The sequence below is a fragment of the Pedobacter sp. genome (assembly GCF_045628745.1).
Classification (GTDB): Bacteria; Bacteroidota; Bacteroidia; order Sphingobacteriales; family Sphingobacteriaceae; genus Pedobacter.
Map to the genome: position 1 here is coordinate 1 of NZ_JAZQPU010000011.1, position 19,892 is coordinate 19,892.

At 40.5% G+C, this 19,892-nt stretch carries 14 protein-coding genes; 12 read left to right on the forward strand and 2 right to left on the reverse strand.

Features of this window, described 5'->3' with window-relative positions; all coding sequences use genetic code 11:
- Positions 1 to 186 precede the first annotated feature (186 nt).
- From ACR2F7_RS00525 to ACR2F7_RS00575, 11 genes are all read left to right on the forward strand, one after another.
- Positions 187 to 1,221 carry a LacI family DNA-binding transcriptional regulator gene (locus ACR2F7_RS00525; RefSeq protein WP_432711656.1) on the forward strand — a complete coding sequence of 345 codons (1,035 nt, stop codon included), beginning with the start codon at positions 187 to 189 and terminating at the stop codon, positions 1,219 to 1,221.
- Positions 1,222 to 1,471: 250 nt separating this feature from the next.
- The gene (locus tag ACR2F7_RS00530; protein WP_432711657.1) at positions 1,472 to 4,480 is read left to right on the forward strand and encodes a SusC/RagA family TonB-linked outer membrane protein; all 3,009 of its coding nucleotides are present in this window, start codon (positions 1,472 to 1,474) and stop codon (positions 4,478 to 4,480) included.
- A 30-nt stretch (positions 4,481 to 4,510) separates the two neighbouring features.
- Positions 4,511 to 6,028 carry a RagB/SusD family nutrient uptake outer membrane protein gene (locus ACR2F7_RS00535; RefSeq protein ID WP_432711658.1) on the forward strand — a complete coding sequence of 506 codons (1,518 nt, stop codon included), beginning with the start codon at positions 4,511 to 4,513 and terminating at the stop codon, positions 6,026 to 6,028.
- Positions 6,029 to 6,065: 37 nt separating this feature from the next.
- Positions 6,066 to 6,935: a PKD domain-containing protein gene (locus ACR2F7_RS00540; RefSeq protein WP_432711659.1), complete on the forward strand. Its 870-nt coding sequence runs from the start codon at positions 6,066 to 6,068 to the stop codon at positions 6,933 to 6,935.
- A gap of 14 nt (positions 6,936 to 6,949) precedes the next feature.
- Positions 6,950 to 8,074, forward strand: a complete 1,125-nt coding sequence (locus tag ACR2F7_RS00545; protein ID WP_432711660.1) for an acyltransferase family protein — start codon at positions 6,950 to 6,952, stop codon at positions 8,072 to 8,074.
- A gap of 7 nt (positions 8,075 to 8,081) precedes the next feature.
- Positions 8,082 to 9,632, forward strand: a complete 1,551-nt coding sequence (locus tag ACR2F7_RS00550) for a DUF4832 domain-containing protein (RefSeq protein WP_432711661.1) — start codon at positions 8,082 to 8,084, stop codon at positions 9,630 to 9,632.
- Positions 9,633 to 9,646: 14 nt separating this feature from the next.
- Positions 9,647 to 11,230, forward strand: a complete 1,584-nt coding sequence (locus ACR2F7_RS00555) for a glycoside hydrolase family 31 protein (protein WP_432711662.1) — start codon at positions 9,647 to 9,649, stop codon at positions 11,228 to 11,230.
- A gap of 12 nt (positions 11,231 to 11,242) precedes the next feature.
- Complete coding sequence (locus ACR2F7_RS00560) at positions 11,243 to 12,361, forward strand: phosphotransferase enzyme family protein (protein WP_432711663.1); 1,119 nt, start codon at positions 11,243 to 11,245, stop codon at positions 12,359 to 12,361.
- A gap of 18 nt (positions 12,362 to 12,379) precedes the next feature.
- Positions 12,380 to 13,690, forward strand: coding sequence for a sugar MFS transporter (locus ACR2F7_RS00565; protein WP_432711664.1), 1,311 nt, complete (start codon positions 12,380 to 12,382; stop codon positions 13,688 to 13,690).
- Positions 13,691 to 13,703: 13 nt separating this feature from the next.
- Positions 13,704 to 15,053, forward strand: coding sequence for a Gfo/Idh/MocA family protein (locus ACR2F7_RS00570; RefSeq protein ID WP_432711665.1), 1,350 nt, complete (start codon positions 13,704 to 13,706; stop codon positions 15,051 to 15,053).
- 63 nt (positions 15,054 to 15,116) lie between these two features.
- The gene (locus ACR2F7_RS00575; protein WP_432711666.1) at positions 15,117 to 16,376 is read left to right on the forward strand and encodes a glycoside hydrolase family 28 protein; all 1,260 of its coding nucleotides are present in this window, start codon (positions 15,117 to 15,119) and stop codon (positions 16,374 to 16,376) included.
- Between the two features lie 23 nt (positions 16,377 to 16,399).
- Here the strand turns inward: ACR2F7_RS00575 and ACR2F7_RS00580 are convergent, their stop codons facing one another.
- On the reverse strand, positions 16,400 to 17,374 hold the full coding sequence (locus ACR2F7_RS00580) for an NAD(P)H-quinone oxidoreductase (RefSeq protein ID WP_432711667.1): 975 nt from the start codon (positions 17,372 to 17,374) through the stop codon (positions 16,400 to 16,402).
- A gap of 74 nt (positions 17,375 to 17,448) precedes the next feature.
- The gene (locus ACR2F7_RS00585; protein WP_432711668.1) at positions 17,449 to 18,345 is read right to left on the reverse strand and encodes an AraC family transcriptional regulator; all 897 of its coding nucleotides are present in this window, start codon (positions 18,343 to 18,345) and stop codon (positions 17,449 to 17,451) included.
- Between the two features lie 194 nt (positions 18,346 to 18,539).
- On the opposite strand from ACR2F7_RS00585, the gene ACR2F7_RS00590 reads away from it, so the two are divergent.
- Entirely contained in the window at positions 18,540 to 19,877 is a 1,338-nt protein-coding gene (locus ACR2F7_RS00590; protein ID WP_432711669.1) for a sugar porter family MFS transporter, read from the forward strand.
- Positions 19,878 to 19,892 lie beyond the last annotated feature (15 nt).

A 19,892-nucleotide genomic window follows, 5' to 3' on the forward strand; every position in this document is an offset into this window, starting at 1 on the left:
CATGATATTTACGACAGGTATGAGACTTTACCTTTTACGAAGTTCAATAATTATGCAAAGTTGCTTATTTATTATATTGATCAATATAATAAATAAGCAAATATAAGCTGTTTTTCTTCAATCAAATTGGTTGCTTTATGATTAATATATTATTTTAGCTAAATAATAATTGCTTACCCAGCATAAATGTTAAAAAACAAAGTACCTACAATTAAAGAAATCGCTAAGCGTCTTAATGTGTCCGCATCAACTGTATCACGGGCACTGCATAATCATTCAAGCATAGGTTTGGTGACAACAATGCGGGTACATAAAGTAGCCAAGGAGTTAGGATATGTAGCCAATAAAATGGCCATTTATTTTAAAGAACGGAAAACCTATACCATAGGGGTAATTATCCCTGACCTTTCTGAACCCTTCTTTTCTTCTGCGCTAACAGGCGTAGAAGACGCTGCGGAAGCTGTAAGCTACAATGTAATTATCGGACAATCACTCGATAACTTCGAGAGGGAAAAAAAGATCGTAGAAAATATGAAGGATCATCGGGTAGATGGCATATTGGTGTCGCTAACGAAAGAAACTTCTTCCTATGAGCATTTTGACAGTCTCAAACAATACAATATTCCTATAGTTTTCTTCGACCGTGTACCTAGTCGGAAAGACATCCATTTTGTGGCCTGTAATCTTGTGTCTGGCATGTTACAGGCCGTAACCAAACTGGTCAATATTGGGCATACCCGTATTGGTTTAATCAATGGCCCCCGTCAACTTGGTGCAACGCTGCAAAGACTTGAAATCTATATTCGTTGCTTAAAAGAGAACAGCCTTCAAATTGATCAAGATATGATCGTATCTACCACTTTAGATAAAGCAGATAACATAAAGGCTATTGACCAGTTACTTTCTTTAGAACAGCCGCCCACTGCTGTCATTGTCTTTAATGACTATGTACTGCTCGACTGTTTTTCTGCAGTTAAAGCTGCCGGGCTTGTTGTTAACAAAGACATCAGCTTTATCAGTTTTGCCAACCTGCCCATTTGGGAATATATGGATAGCATTCCTCTTGCTTCCATAGAACAATTTGCCTATAAGCAATCATCCATGGCTGCGGGCTTCTTGTTCGAGCTCATTCATCATGCCGCAAACCCCAATTCAATAGAAATTGCACCTATGCAGCACATCATCGATTCTGAGATGATAGACTACACTAAAACCGAATAAATAAACTTATTGTGTGTAATAAAGTGGTTGATGGATACTAAAATGTAATCATCATCTGCTAATTTATGCTTAAGCTAATTTTACACAAACGTTTGTGTAAAATGGAACAAACGTTTGCGTAGCCCCTGCAATCAGTTTTGTAGTCATTTGCTTTTCTGGGAGTGTTGCTATACCCTGTTATTGACAAAATTTAATATCATTTTTACAATTAACCAACAACTCTAGCTAACCTCTAACCTAATTATGCAATATGATAAAGCAATTTTTACTCATCTGTTGTAGCGCCCTGTTAATTTGCCTGCAAGGTTTCTCCCAAACCCAGCCGATAAAGGGGCACATTGTTTCTGCCGTGGATAAGCAACCCATACCCGGAGTAACTGTAGCCATTAAGGGTGCCAATATTCGTGTACTTTCCAATAGTGATGGTAACTTCTCTATCAATGCACCGGCAGGTAAGTCCACATTAGTCATCAGTTATGTAGGCTTTCTTACCAAAGAAGTTGCTGTAACGAGTGGCCAATCCAATGTGCAAATTCAACTAGCCTATGATGTGCAGGAACTCAACGACATCGTTGTTGTGGGGTATAGCAGCAAAAAGCAAAGCGAGCTAACCAGCGCAGTGACCGTAGTATCATCTGCCAAACTTAAAGATGTTACGGCCAATAACATTAGTACCATGCTACAAGGTAAAGTAGCCGGATTACAGGTAGTGAACAGCTCTGGAGCGCCAGGCTCCATAGCGGAGATCCGACTGCGTGGTGTATCCTCCGTTAATGCAAGTCAAAGTCCCCTTTTTGTAGTAGATGGTATTATTGGTGGTAATTATGACCCTAATGACGTGGAAAGCATCACTGTATTAAAAGATGCTGGTGCCACAGCATTATACGGATCACAAGCCAATGCAGGTGTTATTATTGTGACCACCAAAAGTGCCAAACAAGGTGAAACAAAATTCGAAATCAAAATTGCCAATGGGTTTAGAACCGCTGATTTTGGAAAGATGAAGTTAATGAATAGCAACGAGCTATACGATTACCAAAAAGAATTTTATCGGGATTATATTGTTGGTGCTACTGACAACACGTATAAAATTGACTTGGTTAAATTTTACGCAGAGCGTCCTTTAACGTTAAGAGATCAGGATTACGATTGGTCAAAAGAGTCGTTTAAAACTGCGCCAATGACCAATGTGTACCTTTCTGCCAGTGGCAGAACAGACAAAAATGATTACTATGTGGGTGCATCCTATTATAAGGAAAAAGGAACTTTCCTTAAAACCAATTACGAACGCGTTAACCTAAGAGCCAACTCCACCTATCACTTTACTAAAAAATTAGATGTCACCAATAACATCAACTTAAGCGCATCACAAGGTAATAGCTATGATTATATGGATATGTATTATTCATTCCTGAACCTGCCGTGGGACAATCCTTATGATGCCAATGGTGCACCCATTTATGTAGATGGCAATTCTACTTTCAAATGGTGGTCCAGAGATAAAATTAATCCCATCCATACCATAGAAAATTCAGACCATACCTATAAAGGATTTGATGTAAATTACGACTTAGGCCTTAATTACCGCATTAACGACTGGTTAACATTTGCAAGTACAAACAGAGCGGCAGCGGCATTTAATAAAGGTGTAAATTATGTATCGCCTGTTGCAGCAGGGACTTTCCATGGTTCTGGTCAGTTGGATGAGTTAAATACCTTTAACTATGGCGTTACCTCTAACCAGTTGTTGAAATTCAATTTCCAATTGGGCGACCATTCCTTGAGTGGTTTAGCTGGTGTGGCTTTTGAGGGTGGACAAACAGAATATTCTGGTGCATCTGGTAAAGGCCTTCCTGAAGGGTTAAAAGTACTTAATGTGGTCTCCAACAATCAACTAGTTAACGGTTATACCAATAAAGGGTATTTGCAATCCTTCATTTCACAAGTCAATTACAATTTTAAAAGCAAATACTTCCTGTCAGGGTCTTATAGGTTAGATGCATCATCTGCTTTTCCAGAGAGCAACCGTAGTGCTGGTTTTCCATCAGTATCAGCAGCATGGTCTGCAAGTAATGAAGATTTTCTGAAAGAAAGTGATATCGTTGATAACTTGAAGTTTAGGTTAAGTTATGGGGTTACCGGTACACAGGATATTGGTGCATCAAGATATTTAGGCTTGTACTCTTTAACTACACAATACAACGGACAGGTAGGGGCGGTGCCTTATCAGTTGGAAAGTCCAAACCTTACCTGGGAAAGTAAATATCAATTGAATGCCGGTGTAGACATTGGTTTATTCAAAAGAGTAAACTTAACAGTAGATGTTTATCGCAACGACACTAAAGATCTGTTGCTACAAGTATCACAACCACTTTCTATAGGTTTTGAAACCAAATGGGAAAATGCAGGTAACGTGATCAATAAAGGTATCGAAGTGGGCATCAATTCTACTCAAATCAAAACCAGGAACTTTGAATGGAATACCGATTTCACCATTAACTTCAACAGCAACAAATTGTACGGCTTACCGGCAGCCGTGGTTAAAACAGGCTCATCAAGCATTTCACAAATCTACCGTAATGGTGGAAACCTGTATGAATTTTATATGCCGACATGGTTGGGTGTAGATGCTCAAACAGGCGCTCCACTGTGGGAGAAGCTGATTTATAATGAAGCAGGCGAAGCCGTAGCGAGTGAAAAAACAGCAGATTATGCTCAGGCCACTACACAAGAAGTCGGTTCTGCCTTGCCGAAATTTCAAGGTGGATTCAACAACAGTTTTCGTTACAAAAACTTTGGCTTAAGGGTAAGTACATATTTCAATTATGGCAATAAAGTGTTCAGCAACAACTTAAGGTATATGATGAACGACGGTCATGAACCATATTACAACCAGATCAGGTTACCTGATGGATCAAAAATTTGGTCGGGTCCTGGCGATACACTGGCCACAGAGCCTAGTCCGCAAAATTCTGCCAACTCTACAGAAACTTCCTCACGTTACTTAAAAAATGGAAGCTATTTTGCCATCAGGAACATTTCCTTATCGTATGGCTTGCCACAAAGCTGGGCTAATAAGATCAGCATGGATGGGATAACTGTTGGCTTGACTGCCGATAATGTAGCAACGTTCACTAACTTTTTAGGGCAGGATCCGCAAACGACCATCACCCCGGGAAGTTTCATCATGCCCGGCGTATCTGACTTTAAATACCCAAACAATCGCCAGTATCTGTTAACCTTAAACTTCAACTTTTAAGCAGGCGCTGCTTATTCAATTTAAGCCCATATGAAAACGAAAATATTCACCCTGATTAGCCTTGCCGTATTTGCAGCAAGTAGCTGTAAAAACTTAGATGTTGCACCAAGCGATTCGATCAGTACAAATACATTGGTGACCACAAGCGACGGATTAACAAATGCCCTAAATGGAGCTTATGCTTTGTTTAAAGATCATATTGAATTTAACGGAACGGTTGATGGTAATAATATGTACCTGCGACAGTTTTATCACTTGTCGGATTTTGCAAGCGATGATATTGTTTGTGGTCAGGTTACTACCGATCCATTATATTATAGCTTTAGTCTTGGTCACTCTCCCGCACAAGGGAATACTCGCTATTTCTGGTATATATCTTATAAGATAATTACTGGTGTAAATACGGTTATCAGCGCTGTAGAGAAGCTGCCAACAAGAGATGCAAAAACAGAACAGTTACTAGGCGAGTGTTACTTTTTGCGTGCTTTCTGTCACTTTAACCTCGTTAGGCTCTTTGCAAAACCTTACAGCGTTGATCCTAATTCTCCAGGCATTATCCTGCGCACCAACCTCACCGACGAGGCTCAAAAGGCGAGATCTACAGTAGGTGAAGTTTATGAATCAGTAATTGCTGATGCCGAAAAAGCAGCAAGTTTAATGGTTCAGCCTCGTGGCGTGCAATATGCATCTCAGGAAGCTGCATGGGCATTGTTGTCAAGGGTTAACCTCTACAAAGAAGATAATGCACAAGCTATAGCAAATGCCAACAAAGTAATTAACGCTGCCAAGTTCAGCTTGTCTACCAAAGCAACATTTCCGACTATGTTTGCCAATGCAAGTACCAGTCCTGAAACAATCTTCTGTATAGCATTTACCCCGGTAGATGATTACGGTAAATTTGGTTCCATTGCCTCTATGATCTTTTCTGATGGTAACTCCGGATGGGGAGAAGAATATGCTTCTTCATCTTTACGTGGTGCCATGGCTGCACACCCTGAGGATGTTCGCTGGTCTTATATTGTACCCTTATCTGATGGTGCAGGTGGAGTGCAAAAGAGAAACGGTATTGAAGTGTACTACATCAGTAAATTCTCTTTCCAGGGAGGGCTTCCGAATTTAAGCTCACCTATTATGTTCAGGCTTTCAGAAATGTACCTGAACCGTGCAGAGGCAGAAGCTAAAACAGGGGCCACCGCTGCTGCGCTTAACGATGTAGACATGATCAGAAAGAACCGTGGTTTGGAAGCATCATTATATAATCAAGTGGTGCCTGCCGGAACTACTGCATTGGATGTAGTATTATTGGAGAAAAGAATTGAAATGGCATTTGAAGGACACCGCACCTATGACGTTTTCCGAAACAAGAAAACCTTAAATAAGGCCTATTGGGGCTACCACTTGACAGGGTTAAAAGAAACGGATATTGACTTGTCAAAAACACCTACCGGTTACCCTAATTTAACAGTGCCTTACACTAGTCCGTTTACCATTTATTACATCCCAATTGATGAAATATTAAGTAATCCAAATGCAACACAAAATCCATAATTGAAAAGTTCTTAGCGTAATATTAATTCAAATTGATATGAAAGATATAAAAGTATACTTGGGCATATTATCAATAGCTGTAGCAAGTTCGATATTCAGCTCCTGTAAAAAAAACAATTATACCCCACAAACTGATTTACTTTATGATGTTGTGGTGGATGGTAACATAGCTACCTTCACTGTTAAAACAGAAGGGGTAACGGGCTATCAATGGGATTTTGGCGATGGCTCTAGCTCTACAGATGCCTCTCCATCGCATACTTATCCCGGTAAGGGAAAATATGTTCCTACCTTAACTGCATCTGTAGGTGGTAAAATAACGGAAGCATCAACCGTTGTGCGCATTGCAAAATCATCGCCTGTAAAATTAAATGACAATACACTTGATGATTGGGCAACGGTAACGAAAGATGAAATTCCACTAGGTTCAAAAAAAGGCATCTTTAATAAAGTAAAGTTCGATTATGACGGCAACTACGTTTACGTATATATAGAAACAACCAGAAAGAAGGCAGATGGTGATATTTTTGACTTCTATATTGACAGTGATAATAACGCGGGAACAGGGCTTTTAACCGGAACTTTTACAGATGGCGGTTATGATATATTGTTAGAAGGGGCAGTACTACAAGACTGGTTTGATCCATTTTACTTTTTAGGAGCCGATCAGAATAATTTCGGCAACTATAAACCACAGTCAATAGCTGAATTTTACCAGGTAGGTACAGTTAAAGAAGAAGGGGGACTGTTGAAATTTGAAATGCGTATTTCCCGAAGCAAGCTTAAAGGCTTAACAGGAACAGGTTTACGTATAGGTATGCAGGCCACTAAAAGCGATTGGTCGCTCGCCTTAGGAAGTGCACCAGATGATGGAAGTTCGAGTTTCTTCTTAGACATGGGCGAGTAAATATCCAAATCCTCATGGTAGAAAGTACAAATGCTCCCCGGTCAGCCAGTGGGCGCCTGGTATCGCTGGATGTGATGCGCGGCATCATTATGATCCTGCTTTGCGGCGAAAGCTGCCGACTGTATGAAGCGATAAAACACGTCGATCCTGCGCAACCCATGGGCGGGCTCATTGATCAGTTTTTTCATCATCCCTGGCATGGACTGCGTTTCTGGGATTTGGTGCAACCGGCATTTATGTTCATGGCGGGTGCAGCAATGTTTATCTCTTACAGCAGAAAATTAGCGAAAGGGCAAAGCTGGCAGAGCAATATGCCCCATATTTTGTCGAGAAGCCTGAAGCTCTTCATATGCGGAGTGGCGCTGCACTGTGTGTATGCAGGAAAACCCGTTTGGGAACTGTGGAACGTGTTAACGCAATTAGCTTTTACCACTCTTGTTGCTTACCTCGTTATAGAAAAATCCTACCTATGGCAAATTGCATTTTCATTTGGTTTGCTTTTACTTACAGAGCTGGCCTATCGGCTGATACTTTTACCTGGATTTAGTGAGCCATTTGTGATGGGCCACAATTTTGGTGCTTATATGGATACTTTGTTAATGGGGAAAATCAACAGCGATGGGTGGGTAGCCATTAATTGCATTCCTACATCTGCACATACCATTTGGGGCGTATTAGCAGGAAAGCTGTTGATTTCTAAAAATGCTATTGGCTATAAAATAAAAGCATTGCTGCTTGCCGGTATAATCGCTTTGCTCATTGGCTTTTCCTTGGATCTTTCTGGAGTAACGCCCATTATCAAGCGCATCAGTATAAGTTCTTTCATTTTTGCCTCTGTGGGATGGGTATTGTTGATTCTGGCTGCGGTATATTGGCTGGTTGATGTCAAACAAAATATCAAGTATGCCTGGGTTTTCACGGTGGTGGGAATGAACGCCATATTCATCTACTTGTTTTTTGAAACCGTAGGCATGCAATGGCTCAACGATAAAGTGGCCATTTTTACTGGTGACCTATTGCATCAATTTTTAAACGTGCCGCTGGGCCTTGCTGCTCTAATTTCTGCTGTTGCCACCTTGCTTGCCGAGTGGGGCTTGTGTTACTGGCTTTATAAACGAAACATCTTTTTTAAATTATAAATTTCTGATGATGATAAAAAATAATTCAAGGTATGCCTTAAGCGTTTCGTTAGTGGTTATGCTCATGGCTTTTTCATGTAAAGACAAGGAGCTAAACCTGGTACAGGTAGAGCGTGTAAATGTAAATTATACGCAAAGCGATGAAGATTTTCCCAATCCCGAGCGGGGCTTCTATCGCTATTCTGAAACACATTCCAGTGATTACAGCGTGCTGAACGAGGCAGAATTGAAATCCTATCGTGTGCCACAAACGGTGCAAAGTGCCAATTATCAGGTGTCAAGTACTCTTGTATTCAGATATTATATTTTAGATAATGTAGTGAACACTGCCATATCAGCAAACTTCCTGACCAATCTTAAAAAAGATTTTGATGCTGCACGGGCGGCAGGCGTTAAGCTGATTCCCCGTTTTGTCTATACCGCTACAGCTAAGCCGGGCAACTGTCCTGAGGGCTTCATTTGTCCGGAGTATGGTGATGCACCAAAGGCCATTATACTTAGCCATATTGCACAGTTAAAACCACTGTTACGCGATAATGCTGATGTGATTGCCTGTGTACAGCTGGGTTTTATTGGTACCTGGGGAGAACAATATTACAGCGATTTCTTTGGTGATGCTTCCTTAAATGGCTCACAGGGAAAACTAACAGACAACAACTGGAAGGATAGGATAGAGGTGATCAAAGCGATGCTTGATGCTGTGCCTTCTGACAGGATGGTACAGCTGCGTTATCCGCAATTGAAACAGCGGTATCTTTATGGTGTAAATTCTTTACTCACTTCAGCACCTTTAACAGAAAGCGGTGCTTTTAATGAAACAGAAATTGCGCGACTGGGTTACCATAACGATTGCTTTATGGCCAGTGTTAATGATTTCGGTACGTATGAAGATTATGGAAACAGCGCTTCGCCGCGTGCATCTAATGGCACTGTTTTGACTGCCTTGAAAGACTATTTTAAAGCAGATAGTAAATTTGTAGTGGTTGGCGGAGAAACCTGTTCTGATGATTTTAGTCCGAGCAATGATTGTGAGCCTGCAGGTAAAATACAGGCCGAATTTGCAGACCTGCATTACAGTTTCATCAATGCACATTACAATACAGCGGTTAACAACGATTGGCAGGATGGTGGCTGTATGGATAACATTAAGCGTAACCTAGGTTACCGTTTTGTGTTGCAAAGTGCAGTTTTGCCTGATAATGTAGTTAGGGGTACTGACCTCAGCTTTACGCTGAATATAAAAAATGTAGGCTATGCTTCCCCATACAACAAACGTCCGGCGAAACTCATCCTTCGCCATACCGAAACTGGTGAGTTAAAAACATTTGAGTTGGTAACAGATGTACGGAAGTGGTATTCTGGAGATCACAAAATAGTGGAAACAATTAAGATTCCGGGTGATTTCCCTACGGGCGATTATGAATTGCTACTTCATCTTCCTGACGCTTATGCAAGTATAGCTACACGACCAGAGTTTAGCATCCGTTTCGCTAATAATGATGTTTGGGAAGCCACTACAGGATACAATAAGTTGAACCATAGTCTAAAAGTGAACTGATAATCCTGCAATTAATGATGAAGAGTTCTAGAATAGTATTATTTCTATCCTTGTTGTTATGCACCAGTACTGTACAGCTGTATGCACAAACTACGTTAACAATTAAGGAGGGCGAAAAATGGTTTGGTGGAGCTGTTAATGATGCCCATCTTATGCCCTTTAAAGAAGGATACAGCCTGAATTTGTATGGCGATACCAGAACCAATCAGGCAGCACCATTATTGGTGTCCACTAAAGGAAGGTTTGTTTGGAGCGAAGAGCCCTTTACGTTTACATTTGAAAAAAGCAGGTTGGTGATCAGTAATGCGAAGGCATTAACTATTGATTCTGCCGGTACAAATCTGCGTGAAGCTTTTCAAAATGCAGCCACGCGCTTTTTTCCATCACAAAACAAACTGCCTGATACCTTGCTTTTTAGCCAACCACAATACAATACGTGGATAGAGTTGACCTACAACCAGAACCAGAAGGATATTTTAAGTTATGCACATGCTATAATTGACAACGGTTTTCCACCGGGTGTTTTAATGATTGACGATAATTGGGCAGATTATTATGGTCGTTTCGACTTCCGTACCGACCGGTTTGCCAATGCCACAGCGATGATAGATACGTTACATCACCTGGGTTTTAAGGTCATGCTTTGGATAAGTCCTTTTGTGTCTCCAGACACTGAAGTGTTCAGGACGCTGCTGGCTAAAAAGTTATTGTTACTTGAAAATGAGGGCAAAGCGTCCATCATTCCCTGGTGGAATGGATACAGCGCTGTACTTGATTTTACCAATCCAGAAGCGAAAACTTGGTTCCATGAGCGTTTAGACCATATGGTGAAACAATATCACCTTGATGGTTTTAAGTTTGATGCAGGTGATGCAGAATTTTACGCTGCTAACAGTGTGTCTTTTAAAAAAGTATCGCCAAATGAGCACAGCAGGTTATGGGGTGAAATAGGTTTATCCTATCCGCTTAACGAGTATCGTGCCATGTGGAAAATGGGGGGAGAACCCTTGGTTCAACGCTTGCGCGATAAAAAACACAATTGGGAGGACCTGCAAAAGTTAATTCCACACCTCACCACGGCTGGCTTGCTAGGGTACCAGTTTGCCTGTCCTGATATGATTGGTGGTGGCGAATATGGTTCATTCATCGGTAGAGATAAATTGGATGAGCAGCTGTTGGTTCGTTCTGCACAATGCTCTGCATTAATGCCTATGATGCAGTTTTCGGTGGCACCATGGCGGGTGCTGTCTAAACAAAACCTGGCAGCAGTGAAGAAAGCGGTGGAAACCAGGGCCAAGTACACACCATATATTATGAAGTTAGTGAAATTGTCAGCCACAACTGGCGAGCCTGTGGTGCGCAGTATGGAATATGAATTTCCTGACCAGGGACTTGCAGCTATACAAGGCCAATTTATGCTAGGCAGTAAATATCTAGTTGCTCCTATGGTTGCAACGGGAAATGTCAAAGTGGTGTATTTGCCAAAAGGAACCTGGCAAAGCGACCTTGGGAAAAAGGTTAAAGGTCCAGTCAAGATTGAAATAGAGGTGGCTGCAGATCGTTTACCTGTATATGAGTTAATTGAAGATAAATTATAACGAATAGATATAGTGCAAAGTTCTAAAAACATACCTGAAGTTATCTCGCACTTTGAATGTGCTGCTGATGGAGATTCGTATAAAGCTTATGGATCTGGCCATATTAATGATACCTTCTTTCTGAAGAATGTAGCTGCAAATGGTCCTGATTATTTGTTACAACGCATCAACCACAGCATATTTACCAACGTAGAGAAACTGACAGATAATATGCGAAGGGTAACCGAGCATCTGAAGAATAAAATAGCCGAACGTGGTTACGGCGATCCACTTAAAGAAGTGATGACCTTGATCCCTACAGATGACCAGCATTTTTTCTATAAAGACAGTGTTGGTGATTACTGGCGCATGTTTTACTTTTTGAAAGATACAAAAACGTACGATGTTGTAGAAACGCCGAAGCAGGCTTATGAAGGAGGAAAGGCATTTGGTAAGTTTCAGGAAATGTTGTCGGATATACCCCCTGGAGAAATGTTTGAGGTGATCCCTGATTTCCACAACATCCAAAAACGCCTGCAGCATTTGGAGGAGGCCATCGCCAATGATCCGCTTGGCCGTTTGGCATCTGTTGCGCCAGAACTGGAAATTGTGAAACAATATGCAGATGCGATGCAATATTTTCAACAGTCTGCCCAGGTCGACTTATTGCCAAAACGTGTGATTCATAATGACACTAAGTTTAACAATGTGCTGCTGGATAAAAACGATGAGGCGCAATGTGTTATTGACCTTGAAACTGTGATGGATGGTTATGTTGCCTACGATTTTGGCGATGCCATCAGGACCATCATTAATTCTTCTACAGAGGATGAAGCTGATCTGAATAAAATTCAATTGAATATGCCCTTGTTTGATGCCTATACGGAAGGATATATCCAATCGGCAGCTAACTTTTTAACTGTTGCAGAGATTAACTCTCTTTTCAAAGGCGTGCTTTTGCTGCCTTATATGCAGGCAGTTAGGTTTTTAACGGATTATATCAATGGAGATACTTATTTTAAGATCAAATTTGAAGGGCATAACCTGCAAAGAGCAAGGGCACAGTTTCAACTGCTGAAGAGGTTGGATGCAAATGCTGCAGTCATGCAAAAAACCATATTGAATACAGTAAGCAATTTAAAAAAGATTTAACCATTAAACCCGTAGCAAATGTCGCAAGCAACAACAGTACACCAGAAAAAATCTGCCCTTAGTCCCATTACCATTATAGGGATGCTTTTTTTTATCTTTGGTTTCATCACCTGGTTAAACTCAGTTCTTATTCCTTATTTAAAACTTGCCTGCGAGCTGAATAATTTTGAGGCTTACCTGGTTACGACTGCTTTTTATATTTCATACTTTTTTCTGGCCATCCCATCGGGACGGATACTTAACATCACAGGTTTTAAAAAAGGAATGTCTTTAGGCTTAGGAATTATGGCAATAGGTGCCTTAATCTTTATTCCTGCAGCATTAACCCGTTTTTATGGGCTATTTTTATTAGGATTATTTATTCAAGGTTCTGGATTAGCCTTATTACAAACGGCCTCTAATCCCTATATTACTATTTTGGGTCCTCCAGAAAGTGCAGCTAAACGGATCAGTATCATGGGGATCTGCAATAAGGTGGCGGGTTCCCTGGCACCGATTATTTTAGGCGCCATAACCCTGAAAAATGCGGATGGTTTTAAGGAGAATCTGGCGGTAATGACTGCCGAAGTTAAAAATGCCGCCTTAAATGAACTGGCATCGCGCGTTATTGTGCCTTATTTAGTCATTGTAGTGGTTCTTTTAATACTGGCTCTATTAATTTACAAATCTAGTTTGCCTGAAATAGACACCGACCAGGAAGACGAATCAACGGCATTGAGCAATAGTAAAAAAACAAGCGTCATGCAATTTCCTCATTTGCTTTTGGGTGTACTTACCATATTCTTATATGTAGGTGTAGAAGTTATTGCTGGTGATACCATCATCAGCTACGCAAATACACAAGGAATTGCTTTAAGCACCGCCAAGTTCTTTACCACCATTACCCTGATCCTAATGCTGGTTGGTTATGGTGTGGGCATCATTTGTATCCCTAAATACCTCAGCCAGGTTACAGCCATGAAGCTATCGGCAGCTTTAGGCGTATTGCTATCTTTGGTTATTATTTTTACCACTGGCTATGTATCCGTATGCGCCGTAGCCCTTTTAGGTTTGGCCAATGCACTGGTTTGGCCGGCAATATGGCCAATGGCTCTTGCCGGTTTGGGCAGGTTTACCAAAATCGCCTCTTCTTTATTAATCATGGGTATCGCTGGTGGTGCTATAGTCCCATTAGGCTATGGCTTATTAGCAGATTTGCTCAATCCCACACATGCTTATTTTATTTTAGTGCCATCATACCTCATCATCCTATATTATGCCTTTATTGGTCATAAAATAGGGCGTGAGATCAATCATACAGAAAAAATAGAACAATTAATCAACAACTAATCAAATTAAAATTATGGATCGCAGACAATTTGTTAGAAATACCGCTGTAGGAATAGCAGGATTAACAATATTGCCTTCAGGCTTATTATTCGCAAAAAATTCTGATAAAATTAAACTGGGTTATATAGGTGTAGGACTTCGTGGGCGTGGCCATATTGGGGAGGGTTTGCTTCGCTCAGATGTTGAGATTGTAGCCATTTGTGATACCCAGGAAAGCTCACTTAAATATTGTCGTGAACAGTTTGTAAAAGCTAAAAAGAAACTTCCTGCTGAATACACAGGAGGACTTGATGCCTACAAAAAATTGCTTGCCCGTAAAGATATTGATGGGGTAATTATTGCTACACCATGGCAGTTCCATAAGGAACAGTCCATCGATGCCATGCGTGCAGGTAAATACGTGGGTTGCGAGGTTATTGCCGGCATCACCGAAGAAGATCACTGGGAAATACTTAAAGTATATGAAGAGACTAACGTGCCTTATATGACCTTGGAAAATGTATGTTACCGCCGGGATGTAATGGCTGCTTTAAATATGTGCCGACAAAATATTTTTGGCGAGCTTATTCATTTGGAAGGTGGTTACCAACATGATCTTCGTGGCGTTTTGTTTAATGATGGCAAAAATTTTAGTGGTAAAGGTGCTGAGTTTGGCCCTCAAACTGTAGGGGAAGCACAATGGCGCACACAATGGAATGTGGATCGTGATGGCGACATTTACCCAACCCACGGTGCTGGCCCGATCATGAATTATATCGACATTAACCGTGGCAATAGTTTTACTAACCTGGTGTCCTTTTCTTCAAAATCAAAAGGACTGAATAGCTATATCGACAAAGTATCTCCAGGAAATAAAAACGCTAAGATTAACTTTAAAAATGGTGATGTAACCACCACAATGATTAACTGTGCTAATGGTGAAACGGTGATGCTGAGTCATGATACACATTTACCACGTCCATATTCTCTTGGATTCAGGGTGCAGGGTACAGAAGGTTTGTGGATGGATGTTGCTAATGCTGTATACATCGAAGGGAAATCTAAAAGCTACGATGAATGGGATAAAGCGAGTGAATGGTTTGCAAAGTACGACCACCCACTGTGGAAAAAATACGAAAAGTTTGCTGATGGTGCAGGTCACGGGGGTATGGATTGGTTTGTGTTTAATGCTTTTGTAGAAGCGGTAAAACAAAAGAAACAAACACCGATTGACATCTATGATTCTTTAACCATGAGCGTAATTACGCCCCTTTCTGAAAAATCTATTGCCGAGGGTAATGCTCCGCAAAAGTTCCCTGATTTTACAAAAGGTAAATGGAAAGAACGTAAAAATACCTTCGCTTTAGACGATAGTGGCTTTTAATTTATTGTAAAAAAGATGATACCCCCAATTTTAGAAGATTATAATACTTAAAATTGGTAAATAATGAAAAGACTAATTATACTTCTCTGCCTGGCGATTACGGTAGTATCCGTGAATGCAAAAGATTACGTAATCACCAAATACGGTGTTAAAACAGATAGCAATAAGCTCAATACGAAGGCTATTCAGAAGGTGATAGACAAAGCTTATTCATCAGGGGGTGGGACCATCGTTGTACCAAAGGGTGTTTTTCTAACGGGTGCCTTGTTTTTCAAAGCCAAAGTAAACCTTCGCTTATTGGAAGGTGCTGTACTGAAAGGATCGGATGATATTGCTAATTATCCTCTGATCCCTTCACGTATGGAAGGAAAAAGCCTCCCTTATTATGCTGCTTTAATCAATGCCTACAAGGTTAATGGTTTTGTAATTTCAGGCCCCGGCACGATTAACGGTAATGGTTTGCGTTTTTGGAAAGCATTCTGGGCTCGTCGCGAGGAAGGTGCTAAATTGAAGCAACCGGTAACTAATCTAGAAGTTCACCGTCCAAGACTCATTTTTATCTGGGGCAGTGATAACGTAAAAATAGAGAAGGTAAAGCTGATTAATTCTGGCTTCTGGACTACCCATCTTTACCAATGCAATAACGTAATTATTGAGGACTGTGATATCCGCTCACCTTATCATCCTGTTCCCGCGCCAAGTACCGATGGTATTGATCTTGATGTGTGTAGAAATGTGATCATTCGCAATTGCTATATCTCAGTAAATGATGATGCCATTGCCATTAAAGGTGGAAAAGGACCTACTGCACATAAAGAGGCAGATAACGGCATCGTAGAAGATATCTTGATTGAAGGCTGTACTTTCGGTCCTTCTCACGGCACGGTAACCATTGGCAGCGAATGCATCCACGTTAAAAATCTAGTTCTTAGGAACTGTAAAGTCGAAAACAATACACCAATTTTGAGACTGAAGATACGCCCTGATACTTTCCAGATCTATGAAGATATTACAGTGGAAAACATCACTGGAACCTGCGGTACTGTCATTTCCATGAACCCGTGGAAGCAGTTTTTTAATATGGACGGCAGTAAAGAGATTCCTTTTGCTACAGTGAGGAATATTAAATTGCAAAACATTAACGTAACTTGTAATCAATTAGGGGAGATGCAAGGAAACCAGAATGATGTTGTCTCTGGTATTATTTTAAAGGATATAAACGTAACTGCTAGAACCCCAGGATTCAATAGTAAATATGAAGGTATTAGTTTAGAGAACGTAACAGTGAATGGCGTGGCATTGAAGTCGACCCAAAGAAATTGATAGTATGTTCTTTATTATTTACCTCAATCTACCTCTAAAATAATTTTCCCAATATGCTGGCTAGTCTCCATTAATTCATGAGCTTTATCTGCATCCTTTAAAGCGAAGGTGGCAAAAATCACCGGTTTAAAGTGAGCAGATTCCAGTACTGGCCACACCTTATCATAGATGGCTACTGCCAGGCTGGTTTTAAAAGATAATTCTCTACTTCTTAATGTACTCCCTGTAATGGTGAGGCGTTTTTGCATGACCTTTGCCAAGTTTAAGGATACCTTATTTCCCTTCATGTTATTGATATAAATCAACCTGCCTTCAGGAAGAAGTACATTCAGATTTTTATCGAAATAGTCGCCACCAATCATGTCAAGTATCACATCAACCTGTCGTTCTGCTAGTTCTATTTCAAAATCCTGTGTTTTATAATTAATGAAGGAATCTGCACCCAGGTTTAAACAATATTGGCCCTTTTCATCAGAGCCTACCGTTACCGTAACATGCGCGCCAAAGTATTTGGCCAGCTGAATAGCGGTAATGCCTATGCCACTGCTGCCTCCATGAATTAATATAGATTCACCTGCTTGTAAATTACCCCTTTGAAACACATTACTCCAAACCGTAAATATGGTTTCAGGTAAGCCCGCTGCTTGAATAAAGTTAAATCCTTTTGGAATAGGAAGACAAACATCAGCGTCAGCATTAACAAATTCTGCATAACCACCACCAGCAACTAAAGCACATACTTCATCTCCCACTTTCCAGCGTTTCACATTGGCACCTATTTCTTGAATAATCCCGGCTACTTCTAGTCCTGGTATATCCTTTGGCGCCCCTTGAGGTGCAGGGTATTTTCCTAGCCGCTGTATCACATCTGGACGATTAATCCCCGCAGCTTTCACTTTAATTAGCACCTCATTTTTACCTATAACTGGAACTTCTCTTTCCTCTGCTTTTAATACCTCGGCTTTGCCAGGTGTAGTAATAATTATTGCTGTCATCATATTCTGCACTTTCATTTTAGCATACTATTTAAGGTTAAACTTGTATAATAAATCACGCATGTAATATCTTCAAATTACGATTTTTTGCACTGATTCTTGTAGCTCGCAGGTGCAATCCCCATTACCTTTTTAAACAGCCTGGAGAAATAAAAGGGGTCTGCAAAGCCAATCTCCATACATATTTCTTTAATACTTCGGTTGCTGAAGTAAAGATGCTGACATGATTGTTGGATTTTAAGCTCATTGAAGTATTGTTTCGGCGAACGACCTGTTTTTGCCAGGAATAGTCTCGAATAATGAGTGACAGATAAATGCTGCTCTTTAGCCAGGTCCTTAAGAGAGAAGTCCTTCGTAATGTTTGTTCTCATATAGGAAATAGAATTGGATATGGCATCTTCTACCACATATGACGGATTAATTTCATCTTCATAAATGAAATTAGAAAGGTAATCCTGCAATTTAAGGTTAGTGATTTCCAGATTTTTAAGTTCGAAATTACGTTCCAACAGGGTTAGCATAATTTCAAACGATCTAATTTTGCGTTCATCAAAAGCTGTAAATACAGGTTGTAATTTGTTTTCAGCAAACCTTTGGTAGAGGAGGTCTGCATTTTCACCGGCGAAATGAATCCAGTAGATTGTCCATGGATCCTTTTCGGTCGTACTATATTGATGTGCAACGTTTTTGGGTATGATGGTATAGTGATTGGGTTTAAGCTTAAAAGTAGTTTGATCAATATTAACTGTACCCTGACCAGCAACGCAGTATAAAAGTATATATTGGTCGCAACCCATTTTTCTTTGTCTTCCATGGAGGATCGCATGCGGATAATAACCTATGGCAGTGATGTATAAGCGTTTGATTAGCTCGTTTTTCAAGATTGATTCTTTGACGTTTGGGGGCAGGACAATCATTTTCTGACCTATAAAGCCTTCTTTTACACTCCACTTCGGTTGTTCTTCAATCATCATTATTAATATTCACTTATCATCGGTGCCATAATATAGTTGAGGATATTTTGTTTGAAGGTAGCAAAAAATAAATGGTACAGATGGTATAAAAGTCCATTCTTAGTATAATTCTGTCCATTCTATCCTCCATTTAAAATAATTATTTTTGATTTCATCATTACCATTTATAAACTATTTGAACCCGGGGCGCTGCTATGACACCTAAATTTAATCATTCTTATATTATTGGTATTTCTTTTATTTCAGCACTTGGTGGGTATCTATTTGGATTTGATTTTGCTGTGATTTCAGGAGCACTTCCTTTTTTACGGAGTACCTTTCACTTGAATGCATGGTGGGAAGGATTTCTTACAGGGTCACTTGCGCTAGGTTGTATTGTAGGCTGCTTGTTAGCAGGGAATCTGGCTGACAGATTTGGGAGGAAACCAGGCCTCATGGTTTCTGCATTGATATTTGCCATTTCCTCTATTGGAATGGCCCTCTCATCCAACCTGAGTTTTTTTGTAACCATGCGCTTTGCTGCAGGAATAGGGGTGGGGATGGCATCGATGTTGAGCCCTATGTATATCGCAGAGATCTCACCTGCAGCTATACGGGGGCGAAACGTGGCTATCAATCAATTGACTATTGTAACCGGTATACTGGTAACCAATGTGGTCAACTATTACCTGGCAGATTTTGGACCAGAAGCCTGGCGATGGATGTTTGGTTTAGGTGTAATTCCATCCCTTTTGTTTTTTGCAGGTATCCTTTGGCTGCCTGAAAGCCCAAGGTGGCTTGCAACGGTGGGGAAAAAAGATCATGCCGAAGCTGTGCTCCGCAAAATTGGTTCGCAAAGCTTCGTAGACCAAACCATAGCTGATATCAGCCGTTCGCTCTCTGGTTCGGGTAAACAATCTTATGCAGCTGTATTTAAAAAGGATGTTCGTCCGGCTATTGTTGTAGGTATTACCCTTGCAGTCTTTCAGCAGCTATGTGGGATCAACGTGGTTTTCAATTATACTTCCACTATTTTTGAATCTGTTGGTGCAGATTTAAATCAGCAACTATTTGAGACCATATCTATTGGCGTAGTAAACCTGCTGGTTACACTCTTTGCAATGTGGCAAATCGATAAGCTGGGCAGGAGACCATTAATGCTCTATGGATCTATTGGATTAGCTGTTATCTATATTATACTCGCAGCTTTATTGCAGCAACAGGCGGCCACAGGGTTAGTATCAATTTTTGTGCTGTTGGCCATTGCATTGTATGGTTCTTCTTTAGCACCTGTAACCTGGGTAGTTATTTCTGAGATCTTTCCTAACAGAATCAGGGGGGCTGCATCTTCTGTGGCCATTGTATCGCTCTGGATCGCTTATTTTATCCTGGTATTTACCTTCCCCATCCTGGCCCAGGAAATTGGGACTTTTGGTCCTTTTTACCTTTACGCTGTCATTTGCTTCCTCGGCTTCTTATTTGTTAAATATAAAGTGAAAGAAACTAAAGGACAGACACTTGAAGAGCTCGAAGAAAACTTAATCAAACATTAACGAGGATTAAACTCA

What these genes read in the sequence shown, in the direction of transcription:
- ACR2F7_RS00525 (WP_432711656.1), top strand. Translation starts at nt 187, where the DNA reads ATGTTAAAAAACAAAGTACCTACAATTAAAGAAATCGCTAAGCGTCTT.
- ACR2F7_RS00530 (WP_432711657.1), top strand. Translation starts at nt 1,472, where the DNA reads ATGATAAAGCAATTTTTACTCATCTGTTGTAGCGCCCTGTTAATTTGC.
- ACR2F7_RS00535 (WP_432711658.1), top strand. Translation starts at nt 4,511, where the DNA reads ATGAAAACGAAAATATTCACCCTGATTAGCCTTGCCGTATTTGCAGCA.
- ACR2F7_RS00540 (WP_432711659.1), top strand. Translation starts at nt 6,066, where the DNA reads ATGAAAGATATAAAAGTATACTTGGGCATATTATCAATAGCTGTAGCA.
- ACR2F7_RS00545 (WP_432711660.1), top strand. Translation starts at nt 6,950, where the DNA reads ATGGTAGAAAGTACAAATGCTCCCCGGTCAGCCAGTGGGCGCCTGGTA.
- ACR2F7_RS00550 (WP_432711661.1), top strand. Translation starts at nt 8,082, where the DNA reads ATGATGATAAAAAATAATTCAAGGTATGCCTTAAGCGTTTCGTTAGTG.
- ACR2F7_RS00555 (WP_432711662.1), top strand. Translation starts at nt 9,647, where the DNA reads ATGATGAAGAGTTCTAGAATAGTATTATTTCTATCCTTGTTGTTATGC.
- ACR2F7_RS00565 (WP_432711664.1), top strand. Translation starts at nt 12,380, where the DNA reads ATGTCGCAAGCAACAACAGTACACCAGAAAAAATCTGCCCTTAGTCCC.
- ACR2F7_RS00570 (WP_432711665.1), top strand. Translation starts at nt 13,704, where the DNA reads ATGGATCGCAGACAATTTGTTAGAAATACCGCTGTAGGAATAGCAGGA.
- ACR2F7_RS00575 (WP_432711666.1), top strand. Translation starts at nt 15,117, where the DNA reads ATGAAAAGACTAATTATACTTCTCTGCCTGGCGATTACGGTAGTATCC.
- ACR2F7_RS00580 (WP_432711667.1), bottom strand. Translation starts at nt 17,374, where the DNA reads ATGATGACAGCAATAATTATTACTACACCTGGCAAAGCCGAGGTATTA.
- ACR2F7_RS00585 (WP_432711668.1), bottom strand. Translation starts at nt 18,345, where the DNA reads ATGATGATTGAAGAACAACCGAAGTGGAGTGTAAAAGAAGGCTTTATA.
- ACR2F7_RS00590 (WP_432711669.1), top strand. Translation starts at nt 18,540, where the DNA reads ATGACACCTAAATTTAATCATTCTTATATTATTGGTATTTCTTTTATT.